The organism is Gordonia sp. IEGM753 (assembly GCF_050321825.1).
Classification (GTDB): Bacteria; Pseudomonadota; Gammaproteobacteria; order Pseudomonadales; family Pseudomonadaceae; genus Aquipseudomonas.
Window position 1 is genome coordinate 1 of the sequence record NZ_JBNQGB010000013.1, and the last position, 19,046, is coordinate 19,046.

The window sequence follows — 19,046 nt, forward strand, 5'->3', positions numbered from 1 at the left end:
GGATCTCTGGCGCACACGGAATCTGTGGCTGGAACAGGACCCAATGTGGGAGTGAGCCTGCTCGCGATAGCGGTCTTACAGCGACGATGATGTTGACTGGTCCAACGCCATCGCGAGCAGGCTCGCTCCCACAGGGGATCTCTGGCGCACACGGAATTTGTGGCTGGAGCAGGCCCCATTGTGGGAGTGAGCCTGCTCGCGATAGCGGTCTTACAGCGACGATAATGTTGACTGAGTTAACGCCATCGCGAGCAGGCTCGCTCCCACAGGAGATCTCTGGCGCACACGGAATCTGTGGCTGGAACAGGCCCCAATGTGGGAGTGAGCCTGCTCGCGATAGCGGTCTTTCAGCAAAAGTGATGTTGACTGGTCCATCGCCATCGCGAGCAGGCTCGCTCCCACAGGAGATCCCTGGCGCACACGGAATCTGTGACTGGAACAGGCCCCAATGTGGGAGTGAGCCTGCTCACGATAGCGGTCTTACAGCGACGATGATGTTGACTGGTCCAACGCCATCGCGAGCAGGCTCGCTCCCACAGGGGATCTCTGGCGCACACGGAATCTGTGGCTGGAACAGGCCCCAATGTGGGAGCGGGCTTGCTCGCGAAGAGGTCATCCCACACCCCACACCTCTGCTTGAACACACATCATGAACAAGTGCACCACGTGCTTGAACACACATCATGAACAAGCGCACCACGTGCTTGAACACACTTCATGAACAAGCGCACCACGCTTTGCGCCTTGCCCTTATGCGCCGACAATTTCAGGATGCAGGCAACTACAACAAGGAGTCATCTCATGTTCGCCGGATTCCTCAAAGACCAGCGTCACGTCAACGGCGTGGACATTGCCTACCGCATCGGCGGCAGCGGGCCGGGCTTGCTGTTGCTGCATGGCCACCCGCAAACCCACGTCATCTGGCACAAAGTGGCGGAACAACTGGCCCGGCACTTCACCGTGGTCGCGGCCGACCTGCGCGGCTACGGCGACAGTGGCAAGCCGCCGGCCAGCGACAACCATACCCATTACTCGAAACGCGAAATGGCCAGGGACGGCGTCGAGCTGATGAAGTCACTGGGCTTTGCGCAGTTCTCGGTGCTGGCCCACGACCGTGGCGCTCGCGTCGCCCATCGCCTGGCACTCGACCATCCGGATGCGGTGCAACGCATGGTGTTGCTCGACATCGCGCCAACGCTCGCGATGTACGCGCAAACCAATGAAGCTTTCGCCCGCGCCTATTGGCACTGGTTCTTTCTGATTCGCCCGGCGCCACTCCCGGAAACGTTGCTCGAAGCAGACCCTGAATCCTATCTGCGCAGCGTAATGGGCAGTCGTAGCGCAGGGCTCAAGCCGTTCACCCCCGAGGCGTTTGCCGAGTACGTGCGCTGCCTGAAATTGCCAGGTACAGCGCGCGGCATCTGTGAAGATTATCGCGCCAGCGCCAGCATCGATCTGGAGCATGATCGCCACGACGTCGATGTCGGTCATCATCTGAAGCTGCCATTACTGGTTTTGTGGGGCGCTGAAGGCACCGTTGGGCGCTGTTTCGAGCCGCTCAAGGAATGGCAAAAAGTCGCCACCAATGTGCGCGGCAAAGCGTTGCCCGCCGGCCACTACATCGCAGAAGAAGCACCTGAGCTGCTGCTCGCCGAAGCGTTGGGCTTTCTGCGCTGACCCTCGTTCACCCCTGACCTGAACCCACCTTCCACCGCAGGCTGTCACTGGCCTGCGCGGGATCGTCGTGCCCAAAAACCGTCTCGAGATAATAAAAATGACAATCAGAAAACTGCTGGGAACCCTCTACGTACAGGTGCTGATCGCCATTGCCCTGGGCATTGCGATCGGTCATTTCTGGCCACAGACCGGCATCGACCTCAAGCCGTTGGGCGACGGCTTTATCAAACTGATCAAGATGATCATCGGGCCGATTATCTTTTGCACGGTGGTCTCAGGCATCACCAGCATGCACGACGTGAAACAGGTCGGCCGCGTGGGCGGCAAAGCGCTGCTGTATTTCGAAATCGTCTCCAGCATTGCGCTATTGATCGGGTTGCTGGCGGCGCACGCGCTGCACCCGGGTGCGGGTTTCAACATCGATGTAAAAACCCTGGACACCTCAGCAATTGCCGGGTTTGTCGGCCAGGCACAACGCGGCGAAGGCGTGACCGGATTCCTGATGCACGTGATCCCGACGACTTTTTTCGAAGCGTTCTCCCAAGGCGAAATCCTCCCGGTACTGTTCGTTTCGGTGTTGTTCGGGATTGCGCTGGTGTTGGTCGGTGAAAAGGGCCGGCCGCTGGTGAGCCTTATCAATCAGGCCAGCGAAGTGTTTTTCCGCATCGTCGGCATCATCAGCCGCGTGGCACCGATCGGCGCGTTTGGCGCCATTGCGTTCACCATCGGCAAGTACGGCCTCGGTTCGCTGCTGCCGCTGTTGAAACTGGTCGGCACGTTCTACCTGACCGCATTCATTTTCGTGGCCTGCGTGCTGGGCAGTATCGCCCGTTACGCCGGGTTCAGCATTTTCAAGTTACTGGCCTACATCAAGGCTGAACTGCTGATCGTGCTGGGCACCAGCTCATCAGAATCGGCGCTGCCACAATTGATCCAGAAACTTGAAAGCCTGGGTGCTTCAAAAGGTGTGGTCGGCATCGTGGTCCCGACCGGCTACACCTTCAATCTGGACGGCACCAATATCTACATGACCCTGGCGGTGTTGTTTCTGGCCCAAGCCACCAACATCGACTTGACCCTGGAACAGCAATTGACCTTGCTAGCGGTGGCCATGCTCACCTCCAAAGGTGCTGGCGCAGTCGTTGGTGCAGGTTTTGTGGCGCTGGCCGCGAGCCTTGCGGTGGTGCCGACGGTCCCCGTGGCGGCGATGGTATTGATCCTTGGCGTCGACCGCTTCATGGCCGAGTGCCGCTCGCTCACCAACATTATCGGCAACGCCGTCGCAGCCTTGGTTGTCGCCGCCTGGGAAGGTGAACTGGACCGCAGCAAAATGGCACCGATTGAGCTCAAGCGCGGTCGTCATGCACGCGCGGCGGCAGCGGCTGCAAAGCTGTCCGCCGAACACTCCAGCCAGTAAAACGGCGATGCTATGCTGGCGGCTCATGCCGCCAGTGCCCGTTCTGTCATGACCACCAAGAAAGACACCGTGCCTCTACCCGAAGACCTGCGCGTACTGCTCACCGTCATCCGCAAAAGCGGGTTTGCCGCAGCGGCGGATGAGCTTGGTTTGTCGCCCGCCTACGTCAGCAAACGCATCCAGATTCTCGAAACCACACTCGGCACTCGCTTGCTGCACCGCACCAGTCGGCGTATCGCCTTGACCGAAGATGGCGAGCGGGTGCAACGCTGGGCTGTGCGAATTCTTGAAGACTTCCAGCAACTGCATGACGAATTATCCGACGCCCACGACAGCCCTCGCGGGCGCCTGCATTTGTGCAGCAGTTTTGGCTTTGGCCGTAATCATGTGGCGCCGGCCTTGTCGTTGTTGGCTGAGCGCTACCCGGACCTGGAAATTCGTCTCGACCTGTTCGACCGTGTGGTAGACATCGTCAGCGAGGGCTTCGACCTGGAAATTCGTGTGGGCGACGACATTCCCGGCCAACACATCGGCCGGCGCCTGGTCAGTAATCGCCGTGTGCTGTGCGCTGCGCCGGCGTACCTGCAACGCCTGGGCACGCCGCAGTCGTTAAGCGACCTTGAGCAGCACGATTGCCTGGTGTTAAAGGAGCGCGACAACGCGTTCGGCATCTGGAACCTGGAACATGACGGTGTTCAGGAAAGCGTGCGAGTCAGAGGGCCGTTATCATCAAACAGCGGCGAGATTGTGTTGCAGTGGGCTCTGGACGGGCGCGGGGTTTTGTTGCGGTCGTTGTGGGATGTGAAACCGTTGCTGGAACAAGGACGGCTGGTGCAATTGCTACCCGACTACACCCAGAGCGCCAATGTCTGGGCGGTATACCCGACACGCCTGGCGTACTCCGGAAAGCTGCGGGCGTGTGTGGAGTTTTTGCAGGAGCATTTCAAAGGGTTGTCGGTGTAGCCAGCACGATGAAATGAGCCACATCCCTGTGGGCGCGAGTCTGTTCGCGATAGCGGATCAGCCTTCAACATTGATGGCGACTGAACCACCGCCATCGCGAGCAGGCTCGCTCCCACAGGGGCATGGGTTTCAGCTTAACCAGGGGTTTGCGGCGAGGTGTTCGCGCTCGAAAGCCTTGATCTGTTCGCTGCGCGCGAGCGTACTGCCGATGGCATCCAGGCCCAGTAACAATGCGGTTTTACGCAAGGTGTCAATGTCGAACGGGATGACATCACCGCCGCGCAAACCAATCGTCTGTGCCTGCAGGTCAATGCTGATCTGCGCACTGTCCGGCTGAGCGACTACTTTCCCCAGCCGCTGCAGCACCGCTTCTTCCAGAGTGATCAGCAGCACCCCGTTACGCTGGCAGTTGTCATAGAAAATGCCGGCAAAACTGCTGCCGATCAAGGCGCGGATACCCACTTGCTTAAGGCCCCACACCGCGTGTTCGCGGCTCGATCCGCACCCGAAATTCGGCCCCACCACCATAAAACTTGCGCCTTGCCACGCCGGTTGATTCAGCACGAAGTCGGGGTTCAACGAACCATCGGCCAAAAACCGCAGGTCAAAAAACACACCGCGATCCAATCCTGAGCGATCGATACCTTTCAAAAACTGCTTGGGCATGATCACGTCGGTGTCGATGTTGGCGGCGAGAATCGGCGCTGCCTTGCCGGTGACTTGGGTGAACGGTTGCAGGCTCATGCGCGGTCTCCAAAATGACGGATGTCGGTCAGCCGGCCGGTGATCGCGGCGGCCGCCACCATCGCCGGGCTCATCAAATGTGTGCGCGCACCCGCGCCCTGGCGGCCTTCAAAGTTACGGTTGGTGCTGGACGCGCAACGGTCGCCGGGCGCCAGCACGTCATCATTCATTGCCAGGCACATCGAACAGCCAGACTGGCGCCACTCGAAACCGGCCTCGATAAAAATAGCCGCCAGCCCTTCGGCCTCTGCCTGATCCCGTACCTCGGTGGAACCCGGCACAATCATCGCCCGTACATGCCCGGCAACGTGTTTGCCGCGCACCACGCTGGCCGCATCGCGCAGGTCTTCGATGCGGGCATTGGTGCAGGAGCCAATAAAGGCATGGCTGATGGTGATCTCGTTCAGGGGCGTGCCCGCCTCCAGTCCCATGTAGTTCAAGGCACGACGCATGTCCTGGCGCAGTATCAAGTCGCTGACGTCCAATGGATCGGGCACGCAGGCGCCGATTGGCGATGCCTGATCCGGGCTGGTGCCCCAGGTCACCATCGGTTCCAGGGTGCTGGCGTCGAGCACGACCTCACGGTCGAATTGGGCATCGGCGTCGCTGTGCAGTCCGCGCCACTTTTCCACAGCGCACTCCCATAACACACCTTTTGGCGCGCGCGGTTTGTGCTTGAGGTAAGCGAAGACTTTTTCGTCCGGAGCCATGAACGCGCCGCGCGCCCCGGCTTCGACGGCCATGTTGCAGATGGTCATCCGCGCCTCGACGCTCAGCGCATCGATGGTCGAACCACAAAACTCGATGGCATAGCCCGTGGCGCCTGAGGCACCGATCTGGCCAATCAGGGCCATGATCACGTCTTTCGACGTCAGCCCCGGCGCCAGCTCACCGTCAACCGTCACCCGCATGCTTTTCAAACGTTTGTACACCAGCGTCTGAGAGGCCAGCAGGTGCTCGATTTCCGAAGTACCGATGCCGAAACCAAAAGCGCCGAGCGCGCCGTAAGTCGTGGTGTGACTGTCGCCGGCAGCAATCACCATGCCTGGCAGGATGAAGCCCTGCTCCGGCGCAATCACGTGTTCGATGCCTTGGCGTTTGTCGAGGATGTCCAGCAATTCAATGCCGAAATCGCGGCAGTTTTCCGCCAGGTACGACACCTGCCTCGCACCACCGGCGTCGGGCATGGCGGCCACACGATTGGGTGCCGTCGGGTTGACATGATCAACCACCGCCAACGCGGTTTCCGCACGCCAGACTTCGCGCCCGGCTTCACGTAAGCCGCTGAAGGCCTGGGGGCTGGTGTATTCGTTGATGACTTGACGATCGATGTACAACAACACGTGGCCCTGATCATCGAGGCGACACACCGTGTGGGAATCGATGTGCTTGTCGTAAAGGGTTCTTGCTGGGGTCATGGAATATTCGCTCAGGCTCGCGGGTTTGCAGGCGTCTGAATCCCATCTTAGGCAGTCCGCTGTCGCCATCAATGGCCTGAAAGTGATTCCTGGGAACATGGTTCGTGTTGAATCGGCCGCGGCTCACCCGAAAGTGAAACATTTGCTTTCATATGCAGGTTCGGGATTCTTGATTCTCATTCGTCTTATATAGATGCAGTCGGCTAACGCACGCAAAAGCTATGGCCGCACTTTTAATGGACCCAACGCTGGGAAGCCCGCAGCAGAGGCCCTCTCATCGATACAAGACTCTAATCATGTCGAAGAAATCCCGTTCAAAACTCTGGTTTCTGGTCCACAGCTGGCTGGCATTGCCGATCTGGTTTTTTGTGTTGATCGTCTGTGTAACCGGCACGCTGGCGGTGGTCAGTCAAGAAATCGTCTGGCTGGCAAACCCGCAAATGCGCGCCAGCCAACCCTCGGATGACGCGCAAAGGCTGAGCTACGACCAAATCGTCGCCGCCATGAAAAAGGCCGAACCCGACACGCTGATCGAGAGCATCAGCCGGCCCGATGAGTCGCACTTTGCCCTCGACGTGAGGGCCAGCTACCCCGATGGCCGTTCGGTAACGATGTACGTCAACCCTTACACCGGTGCCATTCAGGGAACGGCCCCACAGTTCAACTTCCAGGCATTCACCCGTGCGTTGCATGGCTGGTGGCTGGTGCCGTTCACCAATGGTTACAGCTGGGGCTGGTACCTGGTGTCGTTCCTGAGCTTGCCATTGCTGGCTTCACTGGTGACTGGCCTCGTGGTTTACAAACGCTTCTGGAAAGGCTTTTTCCGCCCAACGCTGCGTTTTAATCACGGCGCACGGATTTTCTGGGGCGACTTTCACCGCCTCAGTGGCATCTGGTCGATCTGGTTCATCGCGGTTATTTCGATTACGAGCACCTGGTTCCTGATTGAAGCGTTCATGTTCGATAACCAGATTTCGATCAGCACCGAGCCGGTCGCTGCCGTGGTCCCGCGTGAAAGCGTGCCGTTGACCGCCGACGGCTCTCCCGCACCGATGATCAGCCTGGACGAGGCAATTCGAGAAGCCCGCGAACGCATCCCTGGTCTCGACGAAAGCTTTGTCAGCATGCCCGCCAATGCCTACAGCTACCTGTCGGTGGGCGGACGTAGTTGGTACCCGCTGATGTTCCAGACCGCCGATATCAACCCGTATAGCGGTGACATCGCCGCCACGCGCCTGCTGTCGGATCGCTCGGGCCTGGAGTTTGTGACTGAGTCCATGCGCCCGCTGCACACCGGCGATTTCGGTGGGATCTGGATCAAGCTGATCTGGTTCTTCTTCGGCCTGATCCTCAGCATGATGGTGCTCAGCGGCTTGCTGATCTGGACCAAACGTACGGCGCTCGCCACGGCCAATGCCCTTAAACGCAGCAACAAGGTTGCGCGCAAGGCCACCGCCACCAGCCGCCAATCGACGGAGGTCAGCCAATGAGCCTGTTCGTCGCCCAAAAAACCGGATCGGCCCTGAGCCGTTTCTGGCTCAAATGGCGTTTTCACATCAACGTTTTGCTGTTGCTGGTGCCGCTTGGGTTCATGCCCAAGTACTTTGCCGACGCCGCCTTGTTTCGCGGTGATACCGGTTTGGGTGAGCGCGAAGTCGGTGAAGTTCAGGTTGGGCCATGGCGCTTGCGCCTGGCCGAATTGCGCAATGAAGCCCCAAGGCTGGATGGCCCGGCCGGTTACATGAAGAGCTTCAACGCGGCGCTCTGCGACAGCTGCAGCGAACAGGTCAAGGCAACCTACTTGCGCATCGGCAAGCCGCGCAGCCTGCGGGCTGCCGGCGTGATTTTCTTCGGCACGCCGTACCGCATGGGCGCGATGCTGCCCGTTCCTGAAAAAACCAAAAGTGACGCCGAGCTGTGGATAACCATGGAAGGCTGGGACGGCTCGATGCATCAGGCCTCGATCCCGCTGAGCCAGGCATCCCCCGCCACTGTTGCGTGGCTGAATAAACAAGGTGGCAAACCATGATCAAGACCTTTCGCCCACTTCATGCCTGCATCCTGGTGCTTTGCGCAGGCTTGAGCACCAGCGCCCTGGCCCACAACCCGATGTGTGAATGCAAAGCCATTGATGCCGAACACATACAGTGCACCGGCGGTTTCTCCGACGGCAGCGGCGCACCCGGTGTGACCCTGGATGTGATCGGCTATGACGAAACCATTCTCGTGCCAGGCAAACTCGGCAGCGATTCGAAGATGACGTTCAAGAAACCCGGCGCCGAATTCTACGTGCTGTTCGATGCCGGTCCCGGTCATGTCGTCGAAATCGACCAGGCGGACATCGAAGCGCCATGAGTACGCCAACCACGCAAGTTGTGCGCCCGGCAGGCGCCGGCCATGAAACCCTTTATGTGTTGCTGCTGTGCCTGATGATTCTGGCGGTGGCCGGATCGGTGGTCGCCTGGCGCCATGAATCGCCGACGGTGAGCAATGTCAGCAGCCATCAACTGGACGCCCGTCGCGACCTCAGTGCGTCCGAGCAAGGGATTTACGCTGACTTGCGGGTGACGCTGGACGAAATCCAGTTGTTGCAACAAGAACAGCAAGCCCTGCCGACGCCTGAAGCGCTGGCCGATGAAGGTTTTGCACCGTTCGCACAGGACGCGAGCTCTGTCAGTCGCGGCGGCCATGCCTGGCAGTTGATCGGCGCCGAGGCGTATTTCGGCCAGAGCCAGACGCCCGCCGCTGTTGGCTCGTTTCTGATGCGTTTGAACGCTGCCGACGGTGCTCCCAACATCTGGCTCAACCGCGCCGCCACCCTCACAGCGCCGACCGACCTCACTGACGCCGCACTCGAAAGCGCCGGCTGGCAGCAGATCGTCGCGCAATTCGATGCCGGCGTGACTCGCCAGCACCGGCACTGAACCCTCGCTCCCATTCGAGAGAAGACTGCTTTCCCATGCCTATTTCATTTTCACGTTCGTATTTTCGGCTAATGCTGATCGGCCTGTTCGCTTGCTTGCTGCCTTCACTGGCGAATGCCGATGACGCCAAGCGCTTGCGCATCGGCATCACGCTTCACCCTTATTACAGCTATGTGGCCAACATCGTCGGCGACAAGGCCGATGTGGTGCCGTTGATACCGGCCGGTTTCAACCCGCACGCCTACGAACCCCGCGCCGAAGACATCAAACGCATCAGCGGGCTGGACGTCATCGTGCTCAACGGCGTGGGTCATGACGACTTCGCCGACCGCATGATTGCGGCCAGCGAAACCCCGAAGATCACGGTCATCGAAGCCAACGAAAACGTGCCGCTGCTGGCCGCCACCGGTGTGGCCGCTCGCGGTGCCGGCAAGGTCGTCAACCCGCACACGTTCCTCTCGATCAGTGCCTCGATTGCCCAGGTCAACAACATCGCCCGTGAGCTCGGTAAACTCGATCCGGCCAACGCCAAGACCTACACCCAAAACGCTCGCGCCTACGGTAAACGCTTGCGGCAGATGCGCGCCGATGCGTTGGCGAAATTGACCGAGGCACCGAATGCCGAACTGCGAGTGGCCACCGTGCATGCAGCCTACGACTACTTGCTGCGCGAATTCGGCCTCGAAGTGACGGCCGTGGTCGAACCTGCTCACGGCATTGAACCCAGTCCCAGCCAACTGAAAAAAACCATCGATCAACTGCGTGAACTGGACGTGAAGGTAATCTTCTCGGAGATGGATTTCCCGTCGTCCTACGTCGAGACCATCCAGCGTGAATCTTCGGTGAAGCTGTACCCGCTGTCGCACATTTCCTACGGCGAATACACCGCCGACAAATACGAAAAGGAAATGACCGGCAATCTCGATACCGTGGTTCGGGCGATTCAGGAGTCAGGCGCATGACGGCTCAAGAACCCCTGATTCTTCAAAGCGCAGGTCCGACACTTGAATTCGCCGACGTCTGCCTGACACTCGGGCGCACGACGATCCTCGATCAAGTCAGCTTCAAGGTCTCACCCGGCAGCGTGCATGCGCTGGTCGGCCCCAATGGCGGCGGCAAAAGTTCGCTGATCAAAACCCTGCTCGGGCAAATGCCGCATCAGGGCCGCTTGAGCCTGCAATGGCCCGGCGAACCCGGAACCATCGGTTACGTACCGCAGGCCTTGGAGTTTGATCGCGGACTGCCGATGACCGTCGACGATTTCATGGCCGCCATGTGCCAGCGGCGTCCGGCATTCCTGGGCGTGAGCAAGCATTACGCCGCCGCGATTGGTGAGGCACTGGAGCGTGTCGGCATGCAGGACAAGCGCAAGCGACGCATGGGCGCATTGTCTGGTGGTGAACGCCAGCGCGTGTTGCTGGCTCAGGGATTGATCCCCGCACCGCAATTGCTGGTGCTCGATGAACCGATGTCGGCACTCGATGAAGCCGGCATCCAGGTGTTCGAACGATTGCTGGGTGACTGGCGCCAACGGGGCATTACCGTGCTGTGGATCGAGCATGACCTGGAAGCGGTCGGGCGCTTGGCCGATCGCGTCACCGGGCTCAATCGCCGGGTGCTGTTCGATGCCACGCCGAAACAGGCGCTGACCCCAGAACGCTTGCTGACGCTGTTTTCCACCCATCCACGGAGCGCTGCCTGATGAGTTACGAAGCCTTTCGGTTGATGGTTCAGGGCTGGGCGTCTTCAGGTTATCTGCCTGAAGCACTGGCGTATGGGTTTGTGGTGAATGCGTTGCTCGCCGGGTTGTTGATCGGTCCGGTGCTGGGCGGGTTGGGCACGTTGGTGGTGGTGAAACGCTTTGCGTTTTTCTCCGAAGCGGTGGGGCATGCGGCGTTAACCGGCGTAGCAGTCGGCATTCTGCTTGGCGAGCCGTACACCGGGCCTTACGGCAGCTTGTTCGGCTACTGCCTGCTGTTCGGGATCTTGCTCAACTACCTGCGCAATCGCACAGGGTTGGCGCCGGACACATTGATCGGGGTTTTCCTCTCGGTGTCACTGGCACTCGGCGCCAGCCTGTTGCTGATTCTGGCCGGCAAGATCAACGTGCACATCCTCGAAAACGTGCTGTTCGGTTCGGTACTGACGGTCAACGGCAATGATCTGCTGGTGTTGGCCATCGTTGGCTCGTTGGTCATGGCGTTGGCCCTGCCGTTGTACAACCGCATCATGCTCGCCAGTTTCAACCCACAACTGGCGGCAGTGCGCGGGGTGGCGGTGAAAACCCTGGATTACCTGTTTGTGATTCTGGTGACGCTGATCACCGTGGCAGCGGTGAAAGTCATCGGCGCCATTCTGGTCGGCGCGTTGCTGGTGATTCCGGCAGCAGCGGCGCGGTTGCTCAGCCAGTCGCTGAAAGGTTTTTTCTGGTGTTCGGTGGCAATAGCAACCGTCAGCACGCTGTGCGGCATTCTCGCGCCGATTGTGTTCGACCTGCCCATTCCATCCGGCGCCGCAATCATTCTGGTGGCCGGTATCGCCTTCGCTCTCGCCGCTATTGCTCGTGGCGTCGTACCAAGCCTGAAAGGGAACCTCGGATAAATGTCTTTCAAAATGCGTCAACTGACTCTCGCCTTCGCCCTGTGTGCACTGGTCAACAGCTCTTTTGCGGCGGACACCACGAAGCCGCTGCGGGTACTGGCCTCGTTGCCGATCACTTACGGCTTGGGCGAAGTGCTGCTTAAAGGCACCGATATCAGCCTTGAACGCGCGGCGCCGGCCAACTTGCCGGGCAGTCGTCAAACCGCCTATTTCACCGGGCGCGGCGCACCGGCGCTGGCCAAACTGGCAAGCGATGCCGATGCAGTGATTGGACTGCGTTCGCTGTGGGCGGACGACCCGCTGTACCCGATCTCGCGGCGCAGCAACATTCGTATTGTCGAAGTCGATGCCGCCCGGCCCGTGGATGGCGCCCTGCCCGGCATCGCCGTGCAACCGGGCAACAAGATTGATGGCTTGAACAGCCAGCCGTGGTTCTCCAGCAATAACATGGGGCGAATGGCGGACGTGATGGCGGCGGATCTGGTGCGTCTGGCACCGGCAGCCAAACCTGCAATCGAGGCCAATCTGGCGGCGTTGAAACAGCGCTTGCTCAAGCTCAGTGCCGACAGCGAAGCACAACTGGCGACTGTCGATAACTTGAGCGTGATGAGTTTGAGCGACCACTTCGGCTATCTGATCGGCGGCCTTAACCTGGAATTGGTCGGCGTCGATGACCGGCCGGATGCCGCATGGACCCCGCAAGAACTGAAGGCGTTGAGTACGACGCTGAAGGACAATGACGTGGCGGTGGTGTTGCATCACAGGCAACCGTCGGATGCAGTGAAGGCGGCAATTACTGAATCAGGCAGCCGATTGCTGGTGTTGAGCACCGATGCCGCAGACCCGGTGGCGGAACTGGAAGGGAACGTGAAAATGCTGATCAAGGGGTTGAGCGGGGTTTGAGACCGCGTCATCGTTCACCGCTAGCCGCTAGCCGCTAGCGCCCACAGGATGGTCACCACAAATCCACTGCAGGAGCCTGGCTTGCCAGCGTGGGCGATGTTGAAAGCCTCATTGCCGGCAAGCCAGATTCAGATTGGGTTCCCTGGACAAAACTCGGTGAGTTACGGCGGCCCAGGATTTAAACTCCGAAGCGGCTTTCTACGAGGGAGCAAACAACGCTTTGTGCATGGGAGTGGCACGCAACCCCGCGATCTGGAACGTTTGAGCGCAGGGTTGATAGCCCAGACGGCGGTAAAACGCTTCGCTGGTTCGAGTGCTGTTGAGCTGTGCATGACGCAACCCCTGATGCAGCAACCAGCTTTCAAGGTCCCGCACCAGCGCTTGACCGGCACCGCGCCGAAACCATTCGGGCTGCACATAACAAAACGCAACTTTACCGCTGATCTCCGCCAACGCGACGCCGACCGGTTTGTCGTGCAGCAAGGCGATATTTAGGTACAAACGCGGGTTGGCGAGCCAGTGCACGATGTGTTCGATGGTTTTATTGTGGGTCCAGGTCGCGACGGTTTTCGGGTGGTTGCGGTGGTCAAGTGCACAGCCGATGCGGATGGAGCGTTCGATAATGCGGCTGATGATGCCGGCATCGGCCGGCGTTGCCTGGCAAATGTGTAAGCCTGTATTCATGGCGCTGTCACCTCAATCCATTGAGAAAAAGCTGCCGGGGACGATAGCGCCAATGGTGCAAGAGTGACTAACGCCGAGACGTTACATGGGATGTGTCACACCGGTTGCAGTGGCATGGTCAACTCCACCCGCAAACCGTCGGGCCGGCTGTCAAAGTGCAGTGTGCAGCCGCAGCGCTGAACAATCGCCTGAACAATCGCCAGCCCCAAACCGCAACCAGTGCTCTGGCCATTACGCCAGAAGCGTTGGGTCAGGTGTTGCAAGTCGTCTTCGGCAATGCCCGGTCCATGGTCACGCACCACAAACCGCACGCGATCGTCGCTGGTTTCCAGTCTAAGTTCCACAGCGCCGTCGCTTGGCGTATGACGCAGCGCGTTATCCAACAGATTGCGCAACGCGGCAATCGATAACACGGCTGGCATTTGCAGCGATGCACTGGAAAGCCTGGCGGGCAATTGCAGCTTGATCCGCTGACGATCGCCGTTGGCTGCGTCCTGAATGGCCAGTTTGGCCACCTGTTCAGCGTTGCATTGCACACCGTCATCGAATGACAGGCTGCCCTCGACGCGTGCCAGCAACAGCAATTGTTCGAGCGTTCGGTGCAGACGGTCAGCCCCCTCTTCAGCCTTGGCCAACGATTGGTCTCGCGCTACGCCCTCGGTCATTCGCGCCACTTGCAGGTGCGTCTTGATCGCCGTCAGCGGGCTGCGTAATTCGTGGGCGGCGTCACCGGTCAGGCGCCGTTCGCGCTCGATGGTTTTGCCGATACGCAAGAACAATTGATTCTGGGTATCGAGCAACGGTTGCAACTCGCTGGGCAGCGGCTGAACCTGCAAAGGTTCAAGGGAGTCGGCGCTGCGGCGCATCAACGCGTCGCGCATGCGATTGAGCGGCGCGAGCCCCTGGCCGATCCCCAGCCACAGCAGGCACAGACAACCGAGCAACGCCACACCGACCGGCACCGACGCAGCCAGCAGAATCGACATGTTCAACGCTTCGCGTTCAATCTGCCGGTCGGCGGTGGTGATGCGTAAATCACCCCGGGCCAAGGTAAAGCTGCGCCATGGCGCACCGTCGATCATTTGATCGTGGAAGCCCAGTTTTTCGTTTTCCAGGGTTTGCTGCGGTTCGGTATGGCTGCGCGCAAGAATCTCGCCGCGCAACGAACTGACCTGACACGCCATGCCGCCCGGTACGGTCAGTTGCTCGGCACTGAAATGCGTGCCCTCGCCCTTGGTCGGTAACGCCGGCAATTGTTCCATCAGGCCGGCGACCATGCGCGCCGAAGCCACCAGGCGCTGGTCGAGAGAAAACATCATCTGGTTGCGCAGGTCACTGAGCATCCAGGCTGCTGCCAGGGCCCAGATCAGCGCAAACGCGGCGCCAAGTGTCAGGCTCAGGCGCAAACGCAGGCTCATCACTTCGAATTTTCTCCGCCGCCATCTGCTGGCCCCAAGCGATAACCCAGGCCGCGCACCGTCTCGACGATACCGTTGCCGAGTTTGCGTCGCAGGTGATGGATATGTACGTTGAGGGCGTTACTTTCCAGCTCATCGTTGAAACCGTACACGCTGTCTTTCAACTGCTCGGTGGACAGCACTCGGCCGCGGTTATGCAGCAAGGCTTGCAACAGCGACTGCTCGCGGCGGGAAAGGTCGACTGGCTGACCGCCCAGCATCGTTTCGCGGCTGCTCGGGTCGTACGTCAGCGCGCCGTGTTCGATCAGGTTGACACTGCGCCCCGCCACACGTCGCAATAAGGTGTGCAGACGCGCCGCCAGTTCGCGCAGATCAAAAGGCTTGAGCAAATAATCGTCGGCTCCGGCCTGTAGACCGTCGACACGGTCGGTCACCGAGTCGCGAGCGGTTAGAATCAGCACCGGAATTTCCAGACCGCCGTGGCGTAATTGCTGCAACAGTTTCAGGCCATCCTCATCGGGAAGTCCCAGGTCGAGCACCATCACATCGAACTCGGCAACCTTGAGCATCGCCCGCGCCGCTGACGCAGTAGCGACGTGCTCCACGGTAAGACCTTGAGCCGTGAGCCCGGCAACGATGCCGCTGGCGATCAGCTCGTCGTCTTCGCAGACAAGTACATGCATGGTAAGCCCCGTAGAAAAAAGCTGATTAGGCCGTTGGCCGATTAAGCGGACATTATGCTGCAAGTGCTGTATCCACAAGGCCGACACGGTTAATGATCGGTTAATCGCCACCCGCCACTGTTCACCGCAATTGCTCAGGGATAAGGCTCACCCATGCGTCGACTGTTTTTATTATTTGCTCTCTTGATCTCGGGTTTAGCCCAGGCCGGGATCAATCCGTTTGAAACCAAGCCCGATTTTCTTCCGGTTGGCAAAGCGTTTATCTTCACCTCGGAACGCCTTGAAACCGGTGAGACGCAACTTTACTGGCAAATCGCCGACGGCTATTACCTGTATCAACAGCGCCTAAAATTCGATGGTCTGGCGCCTGAGCACAAACCCGCACTGCCTGAAGGCGAAGCACACAGCGATGAGTTTTTCGGTGAGCAGCAGGTGTATCGCCAAGGCCTGGAACTGAAAATCCCGGCCGGTGCAACGGGCCAGATCAAGGTTGGCTTTCAAGGCTGCGCCGACGCCGGCCTGTGCTACCCGCCGCAAACCCAGGTCGTTGATCTGGGCGGTAAAGCGGCCAGTTCGACCGCCGGTGAAGCCCCCGATCAAGCCTTGGCCAGCGACCTGCAACAGCGGGCTCTAGGCTGGAGCTTGCTGGTGTTCTTCGGCTTGGGCCTACTGCTGGCCTTTACCCCTTGCACCTTGCCCATGTTGCCGATTCTCGCCGGTTTGATCGTCGGCAGTGGCGCAAACCCTAAACGCGGGTTCGCGCTGGCCACCAGTTACGTGGTGAGCATGGCGCTGGTGTACGCAGCGCTTGGCGTGCTGGCAGCGCTTCTGGGTGCAAACCTTCAGGCCCTGCTGCAAAACCCATGGTTGCTCGGCAGCTTCGCCGCCATTTTTGTACTGCTGGCGTTGCCGATGTTCGGCTTCTTCGAGCTGCAATTGCCGGTAGCTGTTCGTGATCGCCTGGAAAATGTGTCGCGCAATCAGCGTGGCGGCAGCCTTATCGGTGCGGGTGTGTTGGGCGCATTGTCCGGTTTGCTGGTGGGCCCGTGCATGACGGCGCCATTGGCCGGCGCCCTGCTCTACATTGCCCAAAGCGGTAGCGCACTGCACGGCGGGCTGATTCTGTTCGCCATGGGCATTGGCATGGGCGTGCCGCTGTTGTTGCTGGTGACGGTGGGTAATCGTTTCCTGCCCAAACCCGGTGCGTGGATGAACTTGCTCAAAGGCATTTTTGGCTTCCTGTTCCTTGCCACCGCGTTGCTGATGTTGCGGCCGGTACTGGATGAATCGCTGTGGCTCGGTTTGTGCGGCGCCTTGCTGCTGATCGCCGCTTACAGTGCCTGGCGTCAGTCCGCCGGTTTCGGGCGGACCGCTCAAGTCTTCGGTGCCGGCGCGTTGTTGCTCGGTGTATGGGGCAGCTTGTTGGTCATCGGTGCCGCGGGCGGCAGCACAGATTTGTTCAAGCCGTTGCAGGTTTACAGCACCACGAACTCGGGCAACGCAGCAAACCCGGTAGGGCATGACGCGTTCACCACAATCAAGGACCCCGCTGCGTTGCAACGCGAACTGGATGCCGCCCAGGCTCAGGGCCAATGGGTGCTGCTGGACTATTACGCCGACTGGTGCGTGTCGTGCAAAATCATGGAGAAACAGGTTTTCGGCAAAACCCGGGTCATTGAAGCGCTCAGCGATGTACGCCTGCTACGGCTCGACGTCACCGCTGACAATGCCGACAGCCGCGAATTGCTCAGCCGCTACAAAGTACCCGGCCCACCCAGCCTGCTGTGGATCGGCGCTGATGGCGAGGAGCGTCGCAGCCAGCGCATCACCGGCGAAGTCGATGCCGAGACCTTCCTGCAACGCTGGACCCTTACCAGAGACGCTCGCTAATGCTGACTTTCACGCTTGGCACGTTTGCCATTGCACTTAATCACTTGCTGCTGATCAGTGCATTGGCGCTGGCGACCTTCGTCGGCTGGCGAGCGGCCAAACGTGGTGGCGAGAATCCCGAGTCGGCGTTGTTCGGTCTGTTTCTGCTGGGGATGCTGGCCGCTCGCGTCAGCTTCGTGATCGCCTATTGGGCCCAATATCGCAACGATCCATGGCAGATCATCGACCTGCGCGATGGCGGTTTTCTAGCCTGGCCCGGTGTGATTGTGCTGCTACTTGCGGCGTTGTATCGCGGCTGGCGCCGCCCAGGCTTGCGTCGTCCATTGGGCTACGGCGTAGGCTGCGGCCTGGCGTTCTGGTTGTTGGCGACGTTCTCCCTGACCATTTATGAACAAGGCACACGCCTGCCAGACATCACCTTGCGCAATGCCGCCGGTGAAACCGTGCAACTGACTGACTACAAGGGTGGCCCGTTGGTCATCAATCTTTGGGCAACCTGGTGCCCGCCGTGCCGCCGGGAAATGCCGGTGCTGGAAAACGCCCAGCAACATCGCCCCGACCTGACGTTCCTGTTCGTCAATCAGGGTGAGAGCATGCAAAGCGTCAGTACCTTCCTGGAAACCCAGGGTTTGAGCCTGTCCAATGTGTTGTTCGATGGTGGTGGCCGTTTGGGCCAGGCCGTCGGTTCGATGGCATTGCCAACTACGCTGTTCTACAGCAACGACGGCCGCCTGCTGGGCAGCCATCTGGGCGAACTGTCTGAAGCCAGCCTGACTCGGGCCCTGGAAAACTTCGAAACCCCTTCACCTGCCGACCCGGCCAACTCTTCAAGGAAACTGCCATGCCTCGCCTCCGCCACTTGCTGACTCTGACATTGGGCGCCGCTCTGCTGCACCTGCCGTCGGTACAGGCTGAAGAGTTGCCCGATGCGATCAAGAAGATCGAAGCCAAAGGGGCGAAAATCGTCGGCCAGTTCGACGCGCCGGATGGCTTGCGCGGTTATGCAGCGCAATACCAGAACCGCGGCATCGCGTTGTACCTGACACCGGACGGCAAGCATGTGCTTCTGGGCAACCTGTACGACGCCGATGGCAACGACCTGAGTACCGCGCCCCTGCAAAAACTGGTGTATGCGCCGATGTCCAAGGAAGTCTGGGCCAAGATGGAGGCCAGTAACTGGATCGGTGACGGCAAGAAAGACGCGCCGCGCGTGGTTTACCTGTTCAGCGATCCGAACTGCCCTTACTGCAACATGTTCTGGGAGCAAGCTCGGCCATGGGTGAACTCGGGCAAGGTGCAACTGCGGCACATCATGGTCGGCATCATTCGTGAGGACAGCCCGGGTAAGTCTGCGGCACTGCTGGCCGCGAAAGACCCGAGCAAAGCGCTTGAAGAACACGAAAAATCCGGCAAGGCCAGCCCGCTCAAGGCCTTGAAAGAGGTACCGCCGGCGATTCAAGCGAAGCTGGCAGCGAACATGCAGTTGATGGAAGAGCTGGAATTGTCTGCAACGCCGGCAATTTTCTACATGGATGAAAACGGCGAGTTGCAACAACAGCAAGGCGCACCGTCGCCGGACAAACTGTTGAAGATCCTCGGGCCCAAATAAATTCGCTGACCCTGTACGCGAACCTGGCTTGCCGGTGATGGGGGGTTTGAAGGAAAAAACCCCCAAAAAAAAAATTCCCCCCAAAACCCAGTTGGGGACCCAAACCCCCCACCCC

19 protein-coding genes are annotated in these 19,046 nt (G+C 59.7%); 14 read left to right on the forward strand and 5 right to left on the reverse strand.

Annotated features, from left to right (window positions below; genetic code table 11):
- Positions 1–801 precede the first annotated feature (801 nt).
- The 3 genes from ACQR3R_RS30495 to ACQR3R_RS30505 all read left to right on the forward strand — a co-directional run bounded on the left by ACQR3R_RS30495 (position 802) and on the right by ACQR3R_RS30505 (position 4,057).
- The gene (locus tag ACQR3R_RS30495) at positions 802–1,677 is read left to right on the forward strand and encodes an alpha/beta fold hydrolase (protein ID WP_428278450.1); all 876 of its coding nucleotides are present in this window, start codon (positions 802–804) and stop codon (positions 1,675–1,677) included.
- A 97-nt stretch (positions 1,678–1,774) separates the two neighbouring features.
- Positions 1,775–3,094, forward strand: a complete 1,320-nt coding sequence (gene dctA, locus ACQR3R_RS30500) for a C4-dicarboxylate transporter DctA (RefSeq protein WP_428278452.1) — start codon at positions 1,775–1,777, stop codon at positions 3,092–3,094.
- A gap of 12 nt (positions 3,095–3,106) precedes the next feature.
- Positions 3,107–4,057 (forward strand): LysR substrate-binding domain-containing protein, encoded by a 951-nt coding sequence (locus ACQR3R_RS30505; protein WP_428278454.1) that lies wholly within the window; start codon positions 3,107–3,109, stop codon positions 4,055–4,057.
- Between the two features lie 129 nt (positions 4,058–4,186).
- Here ACQR3R_RS30505 and leuD read toward each other — a convergent pair whose 3' ends face one another.
- Together leuD and leuC are read right to left on the reverse strand one after the other, a co-directional pair.
- Complete coding sequence (gene leuD, locus ACQR3R_RS30510) at positions 4,187–4,801, reverse strand: 3-isopropylmalate dehydratase small subunit (RefSeq protein ID WP_428278456.1); 615 nt, start codon at positions 4,799–4,801, stop codon at positions 4,187–4,189.
- Positions 4,798–6,219, reverse strand: a complete 1,422-nt coding sequence (gene leuC / locus ACQR3R_RS30515; protein WP_428278458.1) for a 3-isopropylmalate dehydratase large subunit — start codon at positions 6,217–6,219, stop codon at positions 4,798–4,800. Before leuC ends, leuD begins: the two co-directional genes overlap by 4 nt.
- A gap of 296 nt (positions 6,220–6,515) precedes the next feature.
- On the opposite strand from leuC, the gene ACQR3R_RS30520 reads away from it, so the two are divergent.
- From ACQR3R_RS30520 to ACQR3R_RS30555, 8 genes are read left to right on the forward strand one after another with little or no spacing between them, the layout of a single operon-like run.
- Positions 6,516–7,709: a PepSY-associated TM helix domain-containing protein gene (locus ACQR3R_RS30520; RefSeq protein ID WP_428278460.1), complete on the forward strand. Its 1,194-nt coding sequence runs from the start codon at positions 6,516–6,518 to the stop codon at positions 7,707–7,709.
- Entirely contained in the window at positions 7,706–8,248 is a 543-nt protein-coding gene (locus tag ACQR3R_RS30525) for a hypothetical protein (protein ID WP_428278462.1), read from the forward strand. The genes ACQR3R_RS30520 and ACQR3R_RS30525 overlap by 4 nt, the downstream gene beginning before the upstream one ends.
- A complete protein-coding gene (locus tag ACQR3R_RS30530) occupies positions 8,245–8,574 on the forward strand; it encodes a hypothetical protein (RefSeq protein WP_428278464.1) in 330 nt (109 codons plus the stop codon). The genes ACQR3R_RS30525 and ACQR3R_RS30530 overlap by 4 nt, the downstream gene beginning before the upstream one ends.
- Positions 8,571–9,143, forward strand: a complete 573-nt coding sequence (locus tag ACQR3R_RS30535; RefSeq protein WP_428278466.1) for a DUF6162 family protein — start codon at positions 8,571–8,573, stop codon at positions 9,141–9,143. Before ACQR3R_RS30530 ends, ACQR3R_RS30535 begins: the two co-directional genes overlap by 4 nt.
- Positions 9,144–9,178: 35 nt before the next feature.
- Positions 9,179–10,105: a metal ABC transporter solute-binding protein, Zn/Mn family gene (locus tag ACQR3R_RS30540; protein WP_428278468.1), complete on the forward strand. Its 927-nt coding sequence runs from the start codon at positions 9,179–9,181 to the stop codon at positions 10,103–10,105.
- Positions 10,102–10,845: a metal ABC transporter ATP-binding protein gene (locus ACQR3R_RS30545; protein WP_428278469.1), complete on the forward strand. Its 744-nt coding sequence runs from the start codon at positions 10,102–10,104 to the stop codon at positions 10,843–10,845. Before ACQR3R_RS30540 ends, ACQR3R_RS30545 begins: the two co-directional genes overlap by 4 nt.
- Positions 10,845–11,744: a metal ABC transporter permease gene (locus ACQR3R_RS30550; RefSeq protein WP_428278471.1), complete on the forward strand. Its 900-nt coding sequence runs from the start codon at positions 10,845–10,847 to the stop codon at positions 11,742–11,744. The genes ACQR3R_RS30545 and ACQR3R_RS30550 overlap by 1 nt, the downstream gene beginning before the upstream one ends.
- Positions 11,745–12,647, forward strand: a complete 903-nt coding sequence (locus ACQR3R_RS30555) for a metal ABC transporter substrate-binding protein (protein ID WP_428278473.1) — start codon at positions 11,745–11,747, stop codon at positions 12,645–12,647.
- Positions 12,648–12,845: 198 nt separating this feature from the next.
- Here ACQR3R_RS30555 and ACQR3R_RS30560 read toward each other — a convergent pair whose 3' ends face one another.
- The 3 genes from ACQR3R_RS30560 to ACQR3R_RS30570 form a co-directional block, all read right to left on the reverse strand.
- Positions 12,846–13,331 (reverse strand): GNAT family N-acetyltransferase, encoded by a 486-nt coding sequence (locus tag ACQR3R_RS30560; RefSeq protein ID WP_428278475.1) that lies wholly within the window; start codon positions 13,329–13,331, stop codon positions 12,846–12,848.
- 95 nt (positions 13,332–13,426) lie between these two features.
- Positions 13,427–14,749 (reverse strand): ATP-binding protein, encoded by a 1,323-nt coding sequence (locus ACQR3R_RS30565; RefSeq protein WP_428278477.1) that lies wholly within the window; start codon positions 14,747–14,749, stop codon positions 13,427–13,429.
- Positions 14,749–15,432: a response regulator gene (locus ACQR3R_RS30570; protein WP_428278479.1), complete on the reverse strand. Its 684-nt coding sequence runs from the start codon at positions 15,430–15,432 to the stop codon at positions 14,749–14,751. The genes ACQR3R_RS30565 and ACQR3R_RS30570 overlap by 1 nt, the downstream gene beginning before the upstream one ends.
- Before the next feature lie 153 nt (positions 15,433–15,585).
- Here ACQR3R_RS30570 and dsbD point away from each other — a divergent pair, with 153 nt between their 5' ends.
- The 3 genes from dsbD to dsbG are packed head-to-tail and all read left to right on the forward strand — an operon-like array spanning position 15,586 to position 18,931.
- On the forward strand, positions 15,586–17,322 hold the full coding sequence (gene dsbD, locus ACQR3R_RS30575; RefSeq protein ID WP_428278481.1) for a protein-disulfide reductase DsbD: 1,737 nt from the start codon (positions 15,586–15,588) through the stop codon (positions 17,320–17,322).
- Complete coding sequence (locus ACQR3R_RS30580; protein WP_428278483.1) at positions 17,322–18,188, forward strand: TlpA family protein disulfide reductase; 867 nt, start codon at positions 17,322–17,324, stop codon at positions 18,186–18,188. The genes dsbD and ACQR3R_RS30580 overlap by 1 nt, the downstream gene beginning before the upstream one ends.
- Positions 18,164–18,931, forward strand: a complete 768-nt coding sequence (gene dsbG, locus ACQR3R_RS30585) for a thiol:disulfide interchange protein DsbG (RefSeq protein ID WP_428278485.1) — start codon at positions 18,164–18,166, stop codon at positions 18,929–18,931. Before ACQR3R_RS30580 ends, dsbG begins: the two co-directional genes overlap by 25 nt.
- Positions 18,932–19,046 lie beyond the last annotated feature (115 nt).

Bases quoted from the DNA above. Each gene is read 5' to 3' on its own strand.
- dsbD (WP_428278481.1), top strand. From the start codon at position 15,586: ATGCGTCGACTGTTTTTATTATTTGCTCTCTTGATCTCGGGTTTAGCC.
- ACQR3R_RS30540 (WP_428278468.1), top strand. From the start codon at position 9,179: ATGCCTATTTCATTTTCACGTTCGTATTTTCGGCTAATGCTGATCGGC.
- ACQR3R_RS30580 (WP_428278483.1), top strand. From the start codon at position 17,322: ATGCTGACTTTCACGCTTGGCACGTTTGCCATTGCACTTAATCACTTG.
- dctA (WP_428278452.1), top strand. From the start codon at position 1,775: ATGACAATCAGAAAACTGCTGGGAACCCTCTACGTACAGGTGCTGATC.
- ACQR3R_RS30550 (WP_428278471.1), top strand. From the start codon at position 10,845: ATGAGTTACGAAGCCTTTCGGTTGATGGTTCAGGGCTGGGCGTCTTCA.
- ACQR3R_RS30495 (WP_428278450.1), top strand. From the start codon at position 802: ATGTTCGCCGGATTCCTCAAAGACCAGCGTCACGTCAACGGCGTGGAC.
- ACQR3R_RS30545 (WP_428278469.1), top strand. From the start codon at position 10,102: ATGACGGCTCAAGAACCCCTGATTCTTCAAAGCGCAGGTCCGACACTT.
- ACQR3R_RS30555 (WP_428278473.1), top strand. From the start codon at position 11,745: ATGTCTTTCAAAATGCGTCAACTGACTCTCGCCTTCGCCCTGTGTGCA.
- ACQR3R_RS30525 (WP_428278462.1), top strand. From the start codon at position 7,706: ATGAGCCTGTTCGTCGCCCAAAAAACCGGATCGGCCCTGAGCCGTTTC.
- ACQR3R_RS30505 (WP_428278454.1), top strand. From the start codon at position 3,107: ATGCTGGCGGCTCATGCCGCCAGTGCCCGTTCTGTCATGACCACCAAG.
- leuC (WP_428278458.1), bottom strand. From the start codon at position 6,219: ATGACCCCAGCAAGAACCCTTTACGACAAGCACATCGATTCCCACACG.
- ACQR3R_RS30530 (WP_428278464.1), top strand. From the start codon at position 8,245: ATGATCAAGACCTTTCGCCCACTTCATGCCTGCATCCTGGTGCTTTGC.
- ACQR3R_RS30565 (WP_428278477.1), bottom strand. From the start codon at position 14,749: ATGAGCCTGCGTTTGCGCCTGAGCCTGACACTTGGCGCCGCGTTTGCG.
- leuD (WP_428278456.1), bottom strand. From the start codon at position 4,801: ATGAGCCTGCAACCGTTCACCCAAGTCACCGGCAAGGCAGCGCCGATT.
- dsbG (WP_428278485.1), top strand. From the start codon at position 18,164: ATGCCTCGCCTCCGCCACTTGCTGACTCTGACATTGGGCGCCGCTCTG.
- ACQR3R_RS30520 (WP_428278460.1), top strand. From the start codon at position 6,516: ATGTCGAAGAAATCCCGTTCAAAACTCTGGTTTCTGGTCCACAGCTGG.
- ACQR3R_RS30560 (WP_428278475.1), bottom strand. From the start codon at position 13,331: ATGAATACAGGCTTACACATTTGCCAGGCAACGCCGGCCGATGCCGGC.
- ACQR3R_RS30570 (WP_428278479.1), bottom strand. From the start codon at position 15,432: ATGCATGTACTTGTCTGCGAAGACGACGAGCTGATCGCCAGCGGCATC.
- ACQR3R_RS30535 (WP_428278466.1), top strand. From the start codon at position 8,571: ATGAGTACGCCAACCACGCAAGTTGTGCGCCCGGCAGGCGCCGGCCAT.